Annotated in this window: 9 protein-coding genes; 3 read left to right on the top strand and 6 right to left on the bottom strand. The window is 67.3% G+C overall.

From position 1 onward, the window contains the following. Positions 1 to 327: 327 nt before the first annotated feature. The 3 genes from N5D30_RS14465 to N5D30_RS14455 all read right to left on the bottom strand — a co-directional run bounded on the left by N5D30_RS14465 (position 328) and on the right by N5D30_RS14455 (position 3,619). Positions 328 to 1,662 (bottom strand): LLM class flavin-dependent oxidoreductase, encoded by a 1,335-nt coding sequence (locus N5D30_RS14465; protein ID WP_279909586.1) that lies wholly within the window; start codon positions 1,660 to 1,662, stop codon positions 328 to 330. 60 nt (positions 1,663 to 1,722) lie between these two features. Continuing rightward, positions 1,723 to 2,391, bottom strand: coding sequence for a class II aldolase/adducin family protein (locus N5D30_RS14460; RefSeq protein WP_220815576.1), 669 nt, complete (start codon positions 2,389 to 2,391; stop codon positions 1,723 to 1,725). A gap of 160 nt (positions 2,392 to 2,551) precedes the next feature. Further along, positions 2,552 to 3,619: an ABC transporter substrate-binding protein gene (locus tag N5D30_RS14455; RefSeq protein WP_279909585.1), complete on the bottom strand. Its 1,068-nt coding sequence runs from the start codon at positions 3,617 to 3,619 to the stop codon at positions 2,552 to 2,554. Between the two features lie 467 nt (positions 3,620 to 4,086). Between N5D30_RS14455 and N5D30_RS14450 the strand changes: the two genes are divergently transcribed. After that, complete coding sequence (locus N5D30_RS14450) at positions 4,087 to 6,447, top strand: TonB-dependent receptor (protein WP_279909584.1); 2,361 nt, start codon at positions 4,087 to 4,089, stop codon at positions 6,445 to 6,447. Positions 6,448 to 7,302: 855 nt separating this feature from the next. Here N5D30_RS14450 and N5D30_RS14445 read toward each other — a convergent pair. Together N5D30_RS14445 and N5D30_RS14440 are read right to left on the bottom strand one after the other, a co-directional pair. Next, positions 7,303 to 8,382, bottom strand: a complete 1,080-nt coding sequence (locus tag N5D30_RS14445) for an ABC transporter substrate-binding protein (RefSeq protein ID WP_279909583.1) — start codon at positions 8,380 to 8,382, stop codon at positions 7,303 to 7,305. 50 nt (positions 8,383 to 8,432) lie between these two features. Then, a complete protein-coding gene (locus tag N5D30_RS14440; RefSeq protein ID WP_279909582.1) occupies positions 8,433 to 10,691 on the bottom strand; it encodes a TonB-dependent receptor in 2,259 nt (752 codons plus the stop codon). Between the two features lie 359 nt (positions 10,692 to 11,050). Here N5D30_RS14440 and N5D30_RS14435 point away from each other — a divergent pair, with 359 nt between their 5' ends. Further along, a complete protein-coding gene (locus N5D30_RS14435) occupies positions 11,051 to 12,121 on the top strand; it encodes a sigma-54 dependent transcriptional regulator (protein WP_220815526.1) in 1,071 nt (356 codons plus the stop codon). Between the two features lie 109 nt (positions 12,122 to 12,230). Continuing rightward, positions 12,231 to 12,974 carry a class I SAM-dependent methyltransferase gene (locus N5D30_RS14430; protein WP_279909581.1) on the top strand — a complete coding sequence of 248 codons (744 nt, stop codon included), beginning with the start codon at positions 12,231 to 12,233 and terminating at the stop codon, positions 12,972 to 12,974. A 13-nt stretch (positions 12,975 to 12,987) separates the two neighbouring features. On the opposite strand, the gene N5D30_RS14425 is transcribed toward N5D30_RS14430, so the two are convergent. Continuing rightward, positions 12,988 to 14,166 carry an MFS transporter gene (locus tag N5D30_RS14425; protein ID WP_279909580.1) on the bottom strand — a complete coding sequence of 393 codons (1,179 nt, stop codon included), beginning with the start codon at positions 14,164 to 14,166 and terminating at the stop codon, positions 12,988 to 12,990. Positions 14,167 to 14,206: the final 40 nt, after the last annotated feature.

Genomic DNA, 14,206 nt, shown 5'->3' with positions numbered 1-14,206 from the left:
CAGGGCAATTCTGCCGAAAGCATGGGGAAGCAGCTACTTTTTCAACAGAATCGGCCGAAAGCAGAAGTTGCTCAACACCAATCCTTGCTCGGTTTCAATGCAAATGAGTTGGTCAGAAAGGAGCGCGTACATAGGTCGCAGACGTGTACTAATCGGACGTTAGCCGAGGATGCCTGCTCAGCCGGCAGCGTGGGTAGGTGCATCTGCATCCACGGCGTGATCACGGCTGCATGGTCAATGAGGCGCTGAAGGACTCCCTGCCGTTTGCACGCAAGGTGCTGGCAGGCGAGTCCTTCGAGCGGCGAGCGCCGCTCCGTTATTGGCGGCTCAGGCGCTGCGGGTGTCGCGCGGGTTGACCGGGCGCTCGAGGCCGAGGTTGTCGCGGTAGGTGCCGGGGTTGTACTCGGTGCGGAAGATGCCGCGCCGCTGCAGTTCGGGCACCACCAGGCGGGCGAAGTCCTCGAAGCCCTGCGGCAGGTACGGCGGCACCACGTTGAAGCCGTCCGCGCCGCGCTCGACGAACCACTGTTCGATCAGGTCGGCGACGGTCTTCACCGAGCCGATGGCCTGCAGGTGCCCGCGCGAAACGCGGAAGCGCAGCACCAGTTCGCGGATGCTCAGGTTCTCGCGGCGCGCCAGTTCCAGCTGCTGGCGGAAGCGGCCCTTGCCGTTGGCGTCCTCCTGGTAGGGCAGGTCGGGCAGCGGGCCGTCCACCGGGTAGCCGGAGAGGTCGAAGCCGCCGAACGACACGTTGCTGACGTCGACCAGCTCCTGCAGCTCGCCGAAGCGGTCCTGGGCCTGCTGGTCGGATTCGCCGACCACCACCGACAGGCCGGGGGTGATCTTCAGCTGCTCCTCGGCGCGGCCGTACTTGGCCATGCGCCCCTTCACGTCGCGGTAGAAGGCCTGGGCCACATCGAGGGACTGGGCCGAGCAGTAGGTCATCTCGGCGACCCGCGCGGCGAACTCGCGGCCGGTGTCGGAGTTGCCGGCCTGGACGAACACCGGGTAGCCCTGGATGGGGCGCGGGAAGTCGAGCAGGCCGTCGGAGTCGAAGTGCTCGCCGTGGTGATGCACCGTGTGCGAGGAAGCCGGGTCGTAGAACAGGCCCTGGTCGCGGCGCGGGTGGTCGAAGGCGTCGTCGTCCCAGCTGTCCCATAGCTGCTTGGTCAGCTCGATGAATTCGGCGGCGCGCGCGTAGCGTTCCTCGTGGCTCGGCTCGTGGCCGTAGCCGAAGTTCTTCGCGGTGTGCGCGCCGAACGACGACACCACGTTCCAGCCGGCGCGGCCACCGGAGAGGTGGTCCAGCGAGGCGAACTTGCGGGCCACGTGGTAGGGGTGGTCGAAGTTGGTGTTGACCGTCGCCACCAGGCCGATGTGGCGGGTGACGGCGGCGAGCGCCGAGAGCAGGGTGAACGGCTCGAACTGGTAGTTCGGCGCCGAGCGGCCGGTCTGGGCGTTGATCTCGCCGGAGCGGCCGATGAAGTCGGCCATGAAGAAGGTGTGGAACCTGGCCTCTTCGGCCAGCCTGGCGGCGTCGATGTACCACTGCAGGTTCGGCCGGCCGTCGTCGGTGGAGCTGGGATGGCGCCACGCCTCGGGATGGTGGCCGAAGCGGTGGAGAAAGATGTTCAGCACCAGCTGGCGTTGTCGTGCGCTCACGGGTGGGTGTCCTCGTCAGGTGACGGCGGCGGCCACGGCGGCCGCCGCCCGGGGAAGGCTTCAGCCCTCGTAGTGCTTGGCCTTTTCCAGCAGGCCGGTGCGCTTCCACTGCAGCTCCAGCGCGCCGGGGGTGTACACCTGGGCGCCGCCGATCTGCTCGGCGATGGCCTGGAAGCGCGCCGCTTCCTCGACGAAGAGGATGGTCTCGGCGGTCTTGAGGATGCCCTTGCCCCAGAAGTTGGCGCCGCCGTTGGATTCCAGCAGGGCCGGCGGCGGGGCCAGTTCGGGGTGGGTGTCGAGGCGCTCGCGGATCACTTCGAGCACGCTGCGGGTGCGCTCCAGGTGGTTGGGGATGGTGCGCGCCAGCAGGTGGCGGGCGGCGGCCACGTAGAGGATCGGGAAGTCCTTGTGCGCCAGCGACCAGGCCGACAGCCAGGCGGTGTGCACGTGGATGGCAGTGTCCGCCTCCAGGCGCGACTCGTTGAGGATCGAGCCGCTGTTCTCGGCGAACGAGGACAGGCTGACCTTCGGCGACTGGTCGCGGGCCAGGCCGCCGGGGAAGCGGATCGCCAGCAGGTGGTCGGTACCGGGGATGCGGTGGCTGATGTGGAAGGTCAGGCTGGCGGACAGGGTGCCGTTGGCACGCAGCGTCTCGAAGGCGTGGACGGCGTCGGCACGGGCCTGGTCGACGTAGGCGACCAGGTCGGCGTCGAGGGTGAGGTCGGTCATGGGAAATGCTCCTGGGGAAGTGGAAGGCCATGTCCCCGTTCAATGTTGCTAGCGGATTTATCCGCGAAATTCGCGGCCAATCGGAATGCCGCCCAGCCGCTCCCACAAAGCAGGATCGGTGCAACAACAGGTAACGGGGACATGGCCAAAGGGAAGGCGTTCAGGCCGCGGCGGCTTGGGCGCGCTGCTGCTCGACGAGCCGGCGGGCCTGTTCGAGCGGTTGGTGGACGACCCAGTCGTTCACGTCGAAGTCGTGCTTGAGGTAGCCCCAGTCGCGCAGGAAGTTCTTCTGCACGGTCAGGCCCTCGATGTAGGTCGGGGTCAGCTTGGGGGTGAACGACAGGTGCACGTCGGCGCCGTGTGCGGCGAACACGTCGGCGGGCGAGCCGCCGCGGCTCTCCGGCAGCAGCAGTTCGGCCACCTCGTTGCGGTTGCGCGCTGCCCACTCGGCGGTGCGCAGCAACACGGCGAGGTAGCGCACCACCACTTCCGGATGGCGGTCGAGGAAGGCGCGGTCGACGGTGATCGGCCGCGGCGTGCCGTTGCCCACGCGCAGCAGCGGGTCGGACAGGTCGTTGAGGTTGACCAGCTGGCGCAGGTGCGGTTGCTGGGCGACGCGGTAGCCACGGGCGAAGCGGATGAAGATGGCGTCCACCTCGCCGCGCTCCAGCGCTTCCAGGGCCACGTCCGGGCGCTCGGCAGGCACCTCGCGGGGGCCGTCCATACGGGGGCCGTCCACACGGTCGTAGCTAGGCGCGTCGAGGTCCACAAAGGTGGCGTCGGTCGGGCTCAGGCCGACCAGCGACAGGGCGGTGGCGAAGCCGTGCTGGGCGGCGCCGCGCTGGAAGTCGATCAGCGCGCCCTGGTGGCGCGGGATGCCCAGGCGCTTGCCCTGGAGGTCGGCGAGGTCGTGGATGGCGCTGTCGGCGCGCACCAGGATGCCCTGGTACTCGTCCAGCCAGGTGATGCCGAGCACCACGGTGTCCTGGCCGGAGCCCTTGGCCCAGATCGGCGGGATGTTGCCGCCTTCGCGGAACATGCCGCTCTGGCCGTGGTGGTAGTGCGAGTTGCGCACTTCCAGGCTGTCGGAATCGCGCAGCGAATGCAGCACGGTGCCGGGCTGGGCGAATTCTTCCTGCAGCCAGTGCTTGCGGATCGCCAGGGCGGAGGCGGTGGCGGCGCCGCAACGGGTGTACCAGAGCTCTACGGGTTGTGCCGGCGTGGACATGAGGTGACCCCTCGGGTTGGGTGGACGGTTCGGTCCGGGGGCTTGAGCAGCTTCCGTGCCAGCAACTTTAAAAGTTGATGAAAGTTGCCTTGGAGCAGGCGAGGTCATTGATATTGCAGCGGTTTGCAAGTTGTCCTGGAAAACTTGCGAAGTTGTCGGAGAGTTGTTTTCTGCTGGCAGGGAAGCAGCTTTGCTGGCGACTTGCTGATTATCCAGCAGTGCGCGCCTGGCCCGCTTTGGGGCGGCGCGCAGGGCATGTGTTGCCAGGGAAACCATCGCCCAGCAACCGATTGCTCTTGTTCCAGCAAATTGCTGTTTTGAAGGCAGATAAGTTGAGTGGCAAGTTGCGCCTTAGTTCCTTGAATTAATTATGTTTTGAATGGGGTGGCATAGTTGTTGCGCTGCGCTGGCCGAACTTCGCGTACCACTTCGCGCAGAGATCTGGCCTCCTATAAAAGGAACTAACGATGTTGCAGCGTGCTTCTTTTTCCGTATCACCGATCACTCCGTTGGCCGTGGCGATTTCCCGGGTCTGCCTCGGCGGCCTCGCCGCCGGCCTGATGGCGGGCGCGGCCTGGGCCGCCGAGCCGGACGCCAACGCCCCGCGCGCCGAAGGCGAGAAGGAGGGCCAGCTGGAAACCGTGGTGGTCACCGCCTCCAAGCGCGCGGAGAAGATCCAGGACGTGCCGATCCCGATCACGGCCGTCACCGGCGATGCCATCCGCGACAAGAACATCACCACCTCGGCGGACATCGAGCGCCTGGCGCCGAACCTCTCCGGCCAGTCCAGCGGCAACACCGGCGGCCGTTCCGGCAAGCCGCGCTGGTTCCTGCGCGGCATCGGCACCAACGACCCGAACGCCAACCAGGAAGGCCCGCTGGCGATCTACGTCGACGAGGTGGTGGTCGGCCTGCAGGGTGACCAGAGCTTCCCGCTGTTCGACCTGGACCGGGTCGAGGTGCTGCGTGGCCCGCAGGGCACCCTGTGGGGCAAGAACAACACCGGTGGCGCGATCCACTTCGTCTCGCGCAAGCCGACCTTCGACACCAGCGGCTACGCCAAGGCCGGCATCGGCAACTACGGCAGCCGGCTGAGCGAGGCGGCGATCGGCGGCGAGCTGCTGCCGGACAAGCTGGCCGGCCGCGCGGCGATCTACTACGAGAAGGGCGAGGGCTGGGCGGAGAACGTCGTCACCGGCAACAACGGCCCGCGCTTCGAGGACTTCAACGGCCGCTTCCAGCTGCTCGGCAACCTCACCGACGACCTCGACGCGCTGCTCATCCTCAACCTGCGCAAGCTCAACATCGGCAACTCGCCGAACTACATCGTCGGCGCCACCAGCACCAACAACGTCACCACGCCGAACCCCGGTGGCGGCATCAACCAGGGCGGCAGCACCTACTTCCCGCCCTACGGCGACGACCCGGACAACAAGAGCGACTTCTTCAGCACCCTGGCCAATGGCTCGAACACCTGGTACGGCGCCACCCTCAAGCTGAACTGGTACCTCGGCGAGAACACCCTGACCTCGATCACCGGGGTCAACACCGGCGACGGCGACACCTGGCTCAACCCGCTGATCCTGCCGGGCACCACCCTGGACCGCACCGCCTCGCGCGGCACCACCTCGTCCGACCAGTTCACCCAGGAAATCCGTCTGGCCTCGCCGACCGACCGCGCCCTGAGCTGGATCCTCGGCGGCTACTACTACAACCTGCAGGCCGACTCGGAGACCCACACCCTGCGCTACCGCGCCGGCACCACGCCGGAGCAGTACGGCATCACCTCCTGGGACCAGGACGCCACCAGCTGGGCGCTGTTCGGCAACCTGAAATATCGCTTCACCGACCGCGCCTCGGTCACCTTCGGCCTGCGCCAGACCTGGGAGTCGAAGGACATCACCGAAACCACCCTGACCGCCACCGACACCGCCACCAACCAGGACATCGTCATCATCGGCCCGGGCGGCTTCGGCGCGATCAGTGGTTCGGGCGTGGTGCCGCCGCTGGAACTGAGCAAGGACGCGAGCTGGACCAAGACCACCTGGGACATCACCCCGGAGTACCGCTTCACCGACGACATCCTCGGCTACGTGCGCATCGCCACCGGCTTCCGCTCCGGCGGCTTCAACCAGTCGATCGTCCGCAACGACATCATCGAGACCGACCCGGAGACGCTGATCGACTACGAGGTCGGCCTGAAGACCAGCTGGCTCGACGGCCGCCTGACCGCCAACCTGTCGGCCTTCTACTACGACATCAAGGACCTGCAGCTGAACATCCAGCAGCAGGTGCCGGGCACCACCATCACCAGCACCGCCGGCTCCTCGGACGGCAACGTCAAGGGCGTGGAGCTGGAAGTGCAGGCCCTGCCCCTGGAGAACTGGCGTGTGGCGGCGAGCCTCGGCCTGCTCAAGAGCGAGTACACCGACTTCGTCTACACCGTCGGGCCGACCACCCTGGACGCCAGCGGCAACCAGTTCTACCGCACACCGGAGACCTCGTTCCGCCTGGACACCGACTACCGCATCCGCCTGGGCGACGTGGGCTCGCTGCTGGTCGGCACCGACTGGTCGTACCGCAGCCACATCTACCACAACGCCACGGTGCAGGGTGATCCGGTGCAGGAGACGCCGTCGTACTGGAACGGCAACGCGCGGGTGAGCTATTTCACCCCGGACAGCAAGCTGCAGCTGACCGCGTTCGTGAGGAACGTCACCGATCAGTCGAACAAGGTGCTGTCGCAGATCGTCAACCAGCGTGGGGTGTACCCGACCGGCTATGTTGCGCCGAGGACCTATGGGGTGCAGGCGACGTACAACTTCTGATGGGGGTGATGTGGTGCGAAGGAGCCCTCGTGAGAGGGCTTCTTTTTGTGGTCTCTTTGGTGGAGCCAATATGCTGCGCGTAGGGTGCGCCGTGCGCACCGAGGCGCCGATGCCAGGCCGATTACCGCCCCTGGTTTCGCTCACCCGGGCGCGACTCACTTTTCCTGCGGATCGCACACCTGGCGCAAGGCTTTGTGTAGGAGCGAGCTTGCTCGCGAACCAGGCCCGCAAAAAGCTTCGCGAGCAGAGCTCGCTCCTACAGGTTTCCGCACATCTGTAGCCCGGATGAAATCCGGGATCGAAGCCCCGTTTCCCCGGATTGCATCCGGGCTACGAAAACCACCCGAATGCGCGAAAGCGCCTGAAAAAATATTAGGCAGCTCGGAGCCGGAGTACCCGTCAGGAGGCCGAGTGGAGGTGTTGCGCAGGGGGATGAGCTACAGGGATGCGGTGAAAGGACTGGGCGTCCCCGCTTGAAGGGCCATGGATGGCCTTTGCACGCCGGCCCCGGAGCGACACCGGAGGGAGGGAACCCGGAGCGAAGCGCAGCGAGTCAAAGTGAGTCGCCCGGGAGGGCGAAACCAGAAGCGTCAGTACGCTCGGCAATCGGCTGGAAACTACATCCCCGGATTTCATTCCGGGCTACCAGCCACGCGGAAACCTGTAGGAGCGAGCTCTGCTCGCGAAGCTTTTTTGCGGGCCTGGTTTCGCGAGCAAGCTCGCTCCCACAAAAAACCAGGCTGTAGTCGGGTGAAAGCGCTGCTTTCATTCGAACGGAACGTCGGAATTGTCGGCACCACTGGTGCGCACGGCGCACCCTACAGAGGGGCCGCAGCCCCTCACGATTCCACCCACTCAGGGCTGCCGCGCCACCGTCTCCGGGGCGTCCTGCCAGTAGTGTTCCAGCTGCAAGTCCTTCAACCCCTGCTCGACGAACTTCGGCTCGATCAGCGCGTTCACGTCGACATCGCTGCGGATCAGCTTGGCCTTGCGGCTGTAGGCGATGGCGTCGGCGTAGTGCTGTTTCAGCGCCTGGTCGTACAGCGGGGTGAAGTGCTGCGGCCAGGACTCGCCCTCGACCTCACGCTGCAGCACGCTGAGCGGCTGGCCGGATTTCGACAGGTAGCCCTGGTAGGTGTCCTTGTTCTCTTCCTGGGAGGTCCAGTGGGCCGCCTTGAGGTAGGCGTTGACCACCAGTTGGGTCAGCTCCGGCTGTTCGGCGACGAAGTCGCTGGCGCCCCACAGTTCGGCGCGCATCTTCCAGTCGCGCGGGGCCTGCTTGCTCGACCAGATGATCTTGCCGACCTTCTTGTCTTCCAGCAGGAAGGCGTCGCTGAGGGTGAAGAAGCCGTCCACCCGGCCCGCGCTGAGCGCCGCACCGCCGGCCTGGGGGTTGAGGTTGAAGATGCGGAAGTCGCCGAAGTCGAGCTGGTTGGCTTCGAGCAGCTTGGCGAACGACAGCTCCCAGGGCCGGCCCCGGTGCAGGGCGACGCGCTTGCCCTTGAGGTCGGCGATGGAGGTCGCGGCGGAGCCCGGCGGCACCACCAGGTAGACGTTGTTGCCGCTGCCGCCCGGGGCGATCAGCCGGGTCGGGATGCCCGAGGCGTTGGCGATGATCGAGGGCAGGTCGCCGTAGAAGGCGAAGTCGATGCGCCGGTTGGCGAACTCCTCATTGACGAAGGTGCCGACCGAGGCGGTGGCCGCCGGCACCCATTCGAGCTTGACGCCGCGCTTGGCCAGTTCCTGCTCCAGCCACTTGTCGCGGTCCATCACGTAGGCTGGGCCGTTGAAGGTGATCTGGCCGGCGTTGGCGTAGGCCACGGTGGCGATGCGCACGCTCTGCGGCGCGTCGGCGGCGCCCGCCTGGGCGGCGAGCAGCGCGGCCGGCAGCAGCGCCAGGCGGCGCAGCAGGCGGGTGAGGGGAGATGCTTGCATGGCGAGGTCCTCGCGAGGGCCCGCGCCCTGGGGGGACGCGGGCGGGCGGATCAGAAGTCGGTGGTGAGGGAGACGCCCACGGTGCGTGGGTCGCCGAACATCACCGCGGCGGTCTGGAAGCCGCCCGGCAGGGTGTGGTTGCGGTATTCCTTGTCGGTCAGGTTGTTGACGTAGGCGGTGACGCGAGTGGTCTCGTCCGGCAGCTCGTAGGTGACGCTGGCGTTGCCCAGGGTGTAGCCGCCGCTGCGCATGTTCTGGCCCTGGTCGTTGGAGAAGAAGTACTGGCGGCTGCGGGTGTTCCAGTCGGTGGCGAGGATGATCGCGCCGCCGACGTTCAGCGGGATGCGGTAGTCGGCGCCGATCACCGCCGAGACGCTGGGCGCGCGGACGAACTTGTTGCCGGAGAAGTCGTCGTTGCCCGAGGTGTAGTCGGTGAACTCGGTGTGCAGCAGGCCGAGGGCGAAGTTCAGGTGCAGGTTGTCCAGCGGGATCGCCTCCAGCTCGAACTCGGCGCCGTAGGCCTCGCCCTGGGCGCCGTTGGCCAGGCGCGAGACGGTCTGGTTGTTGACCGCGGTGACGATGTTGAGCTGGATGTCCTCGTAGTCGTAGTAGAACAGCGCGGCGTTGGCGTTGAGGCGGCCGTCGAACCATTCCGACTTGAGGCCCAGCTCGTAGCTGGTCAGGTATTCCGGGTCCACGGTGGCGACGGTGGCCTGGTTGACCGCGCTGGTGTTGTAGCCGCCGGAGCGGAAGCCGTAGGCGTAGCGGAAGTAGACCCGTGCGTTGTCGGAGAGGCGGTACTCGGGCGTCAGGTCGTAGGTCCAGTCGCTCCAGGTGTTGCTCTCGTCCTGCACGGCGTTGACCAGCAGCGGGGTGGTGACGTTGCCGACCTGCCACCAGTCGCCGCCGGCGAAGCCGGCCTGGCCCTGGTTCTGCAGGCGGCGCAGGTCGATGTCCTTGGTCTCGCGGGTCCAGCGCAGGCCGGCGGTGAGGCTGAAGTCGTCGGTGAAGCGGTAGGTGGTGCTGCCGAACAGGGCGTAGCTCTCGGTGCCCTGGTTGTATTTGCTGTTGTTGTAGGCGCGCGGGATGTAGGGATTGGTCAGCGCGGCGGCGGCGCTTTCCGAGTTGAGGTCCTCGTCAAAGTAGTGGAAGCCGATCACCCAGTTCAGGCGGTCCTCGCGTGGCGAGGCCAGGCGCAGTTCCTGCGACCACTGCTTGCTGTCCACGTCGCTGTAGCTGCGCTGTAGGTCCAGCGGGGTGTTGTCGCTGTCGGTCACGCCCTCGCGCTGGAAGTGTTCGAAGGCGGTGATCGAGGTCAGCGACAGGTCGCCGAGCTGCCAGGTGAGGTTGAGGTTGGCGCCAGCCTGGTCGATGTCGGCGTCGTACTTGGCGTTGTAGTTGACCTTGCCCTTCTTCGGGTCGATGGCGTAGCCGAACTGGTTGGTGCCGTCCGGGCGCAGGCCGTAGCTGACGGTGCTGTAGCCGCCGGTGTCGTGGTAGTGGCGGGCGTGGAGGTTGAGGTTGGCCTCCAGGTCGTCGTTGATCCGCGCGAGGAACTGCAGGCGCACGGCGTCGTCTTCCAGGGCGCCTTGGTCGTCGTTGTCATTGAGGTTCTCGTTATAGCCGTCGCGGCCCTGGTGGCGCAGCGACAGGCGCGCGGCCAGGCGGTCGTCGACCAGCGCGTCGCTGATCGCGCCTTCCACCACGCGGTCGGCGTAGTCGCCGAGGCCGACCTTGAAGTAGCCGGAGCGGTCGAAGGTCGGCTTGCGCGAGATGAAGTTGATCGCGCCTGCGGTGGTGTTCTTGCCCCACAGGGTGCCCTGCGGGCCGCGCAGCACTTCCACCCGCTCCTGGTCGAACAGGGGGAAGCCGCTGGCGCTGATGTTGGCGATGTAGACGTCGTCGACGTAGATGCCCACCGGGCTCACGGTGTTGGCGTTCTGGTCGCCGCTGCCGAGGCCGCGGATCCACCAGCGCGGCCGGCCGTGGCCTTCGGTGGTGCCGGCCGAGGCGTTGGGGATGAAGCGGGTGATCTCGTTGGCCGACTGCAGCGAGGCGTCGCGCACCTTGTCGCCGCCGAGCACGGAGATCGAGCTGGGGACTTCCTGCACGGTCTCCTCGCGCTTCTGCGCGGTCACCGTCACCTTGGCCAGGGTCGGCGTGCTGGTCGTCGCCTCGACGGCGGCGTCGGCGTCGGCGTCCGTGCCGGCGGGCTGCGTCTCGGCGGCCTGCGCCGTCGCCAGGTAGGAGCCGGCGAGGCCCCCCAGGGCCAAGGCGATGGCGGTGGATAGAGCGGTACTTCTGAACATGGAGCCCCCAGTCTTGCTTTTGGTCCCGTCGCCGAAGGGCGGCGACGCGATGCGATGTCGTGTTGGGCGGCCGCCGTGAGTGGGGCCGCCCTGGCTCTATCGCAACAACCGTACCGGGCTGCTGATCCAGTGTTGATATTTTTCAAGTCATTGAGTTGGAAAGGAAATTTTAAATTCGATGGGCGCGGCCAGCCTCGGTCGGTTACTGCCAGGCCAGCAATGGCTGCTGGTGGATTGCTGCTGGGGAAGCAGCTTTTCATTTATCTCTAATAGGAATAACTAAATGAATATTGATGATTTTTTATATATAAGAGATTCATGCACTATCGGCGCACCTGGCTTCCAACGGACTCGCCGACATGTCACTGCTTACCCATCCCCAGGCCCGTGAACTGACCAAGTCGGTGCGTGCCACCGTCTTGGTGTTCAAGGACCCTCGCTCGCAGGAACTGCTGAGCCGCATCGAGCGGCTGGCACCGAGCGAAGCCAACGCGCTGATCATCGGCGAGACCGGCACCGGCAAGGAGTTGGTGGCGCGGCATATCCACCACCTCAGCCGGCGCGGCAAGTCGCCGTTCGTGGCGGTGAACTGCGGCGCCTTCCCGGAGAGCCTGGTGGAGAGCGAGCTGTTCGGCCATGAGAAGGGCGCCTTCACCGGCGCGGCCACCAGCAAGGCCGGCTGGTTCGAGGCGGCCAACGGCGGCACCCTGTTCCTCGACGAGATCGGCGACCTGCCGCTGAACATGCAGGTCAAGCTGCTGCGCGTGCTGCAGGAGCGCGAGGTGGTGCGCCTGGGTTCGCGCACCCCGGTGCCGATCGACGTGCGCCTGGTGGCGGCGACCAACGTCAACCTGGCCGATGCGGTGGTGGCCGGCCACTTCCGCGAGGACCTGTTCTACCGCCTGCACGTGGCGACCATCCGCCTGCCGCCGCTGCGCGAGCGGCCGGGGGACATCCTGCCGCTGGCCGAATTCTTCCTCAAGGAACATTGCCAGCGGCTCGGCTACCAGTCCGCCACGCTGAGCCAGGAGGCCGAGCGCAAGCTGCTCGGGCACAACTGGCCGGGCAACATCCGCGAACTGGAGAACGCCATCCACCACGCCCTGCTGGTGTGCCGCAACCAGCTGGTGCAGCCCGGTGACCTGCAACTGGTCGACGTCCGCTCCAGCCTCGGCCGCGCGGAACTGCCCGGGCCGGTGGCGGCCGCGGCGGACATCACCCTGGAGGCGGCGCTGGAGGCCCTCTACGAGCGCAACCTGCCGGAGCTCTACGAGCACATCGAGGAGACCCTGTTCCGCACCGCCTACCGTTTCTGCCACGGCAACCAACTGCAGACCTCGCGCCTGCTGGGCATCAGCCGCAACATCGTGCGCGCGCGGCTGGAGAAGATCGGCCTGCTGGAGAGCCTGCCGCGCAGCGTGAACAGCTGACGCGGGCGGCGTTGCCCGGGGGCAAGGCGGGGCGGCTCGTCCGTTTGCGGCGGTGAGCGGACAGGACTGAGGTACCATGCCGCGCCGAAACCTCCGCCGCTGGCCGCCTATGTCTACCAACGCGCTGTACACCGACCTGTCCGCCTACTACGACCTGATGTGCGCCGACATCGACTACCAGGCCCAGAGCCACAGCGTACGCCGGCTGCACCAGCTGTTCGGCAACCAGGGGCGCGAGCATCTGGACCTCGCCTGCGGCACCGGCCCGCACGTGCGCCATTTCCTCGACTTCGGCTACCGCTGCGCCGGCCTGGACATCAACCCGCCGATGCTGGACCTCGCCCGGCAGCGCTGCCCCGAGGCGCGGTTCAGCGTGCAGGACATGGCCGACTTCACCGTGGACGCGCCGCTGGACCTGGTCACCTGCTTCCTCTACTCCATCCACTACAACGCCGGCCTGGAGCAGTTGCGGCAATGCCTGGCCAGCGTGCATGCCGCGCTCGCCGAAGGAGGGGTGTTCTGCTTCAACGCCGTGGACAAGGGGCAGATCGACAACCGCTCGTTCGTGCGCCACAGCGTGGAGCACGAGGGCAGCCGGTTCGCCTTCGGCTCCGGCTGGTATTACGGCGGCGAGGGCGACCGCCAGGCGCTACGCCTGAGCATCGAGAAGACCACGGCCGGCGTGACCCAGGCCTGGCAGGACGAGCACGCCATGGTCGCGCTGGACTTCGCCGAGCTGCAACGGCTGTTGCAGCCGCATTTCGAGGTGCATGTGTTCGCCCACGACTATGAGCGGATCACGCCCTGGGACGGCACTGCCGGGAATGCGCTGTTCGTCTGCGTGAAGCGCTGACCGCCCGCCTGACTCAATGCGGCGTGAGCCGCTCGCGGGTGGCGAGCAGGCGCGGCAGCGGCAACGCCACCAGCGCCGCCACGGCCAGCAGCGCGGCGCCGAACAGCGGCAGCTCGGCCAGGCCATAGTGGGCGCTGAGCCAGACGCCGCCGAGGAAGGCGCCGCTGGCGTTGCCCAGGTTGAAGGCGGCGTGGCTGAGGGTGGCGGCCAGGCTGGCCGACTCGCCGGCCTGTTCCACCAGCAGCAGCTGCAGCGGCGAGGACACCGCGAAGCTGGCCACCCCCCAGGCGAACAGCAGCGCCAGGGTCAGCACCTGCGAGGCACCGAAGGCGTAGTACGCCAGCATGCACAGCAGGCCGCTGCCCAGGGCCAGCGGAATGGCGTGGCGCACGCCGCGGTCGGCCAGGCGGCCGCCGAGCAGGTTGCCGAGGGTCAGGCCGACGCCGAACAGCAGCAGCGCGCCGTTGCTCTGCGACGGGCTGAAGCCGCTGATGTCGCGCAGCAGCGGGGCGATGTAGGTGAACACGCTGAACAGCGCCACCGACGACAGGCTGCACACCAGCAGCGCGTGCAGCACCGGCCGGCGCAGGATGCCGGCCCAGGCGCCGTGGGTGCCGTGCATGGGCGGCGCCACTCTGGGCAGCCACAGGGCCTGGGCGAGCAGCGCGAGCAGGCCGATGCCGGCGACCACGGCGAAGGTCACCCGCCAGCTGGTGGCCTGGCCCAGCCAGGCGCCCAGCGGCACGCCGAGCACGTTGGCGATGGTCAGCCCGCTCAGCACCAGGGCCATGGCCGAGGCGCGGCGGTGCAGCGGCGCCAGCTCGGCGGCCAGCAGGGTGGCGCAGCCGAAGAAGCCGGCGTGGCTGAAGGCGGTGAGCATGCGCATTGCCAGCAGCCAGTGGTAGTCCGGCGCCAGGGCGCAGCCGAGGTTGCCCAGGGCGTAGGTGCCCATCAGCCAGAACAGCGCCTGCCGGCGCGGCAGGCGGCCCAGCAGCGGGCCGAGCAGCGGCGCGCCGATCACCACGCCCATGGCGTAGGCGCTGACCAGCAGGCCGGCGTCGGCCAGGCTCACGCCCAGGTCGGCGGCCACCTCGGGCAGCAGGCCCATGATGATGAATTCGCTGCTGCCGACGACGAAACCGCCGAGGGCGAGGGCCAGCAGGGGCAGGGAGAGCAGGGTACTGGGGTGCATGGATCATCCGGAAAACGACGCCGCCGCGCCGATGATCGAG

This window comes from Pseudomonas sp. GD03875, from assembly GCF_029840585.1.
Taxonomy (GTDB): Bacteria; Pseudomonadota; Gammaproteobacteria; order Pseudomonadales; family Pseudomonadaceae; genus Aquipseudomonas; species Aquipseudomonas paralcaligenes.
The sequence above is the reverse complement of the archived record's forward strand: the minus strand, read 5'-3'. Positions and strand labels throughout refer to the sequence as shown.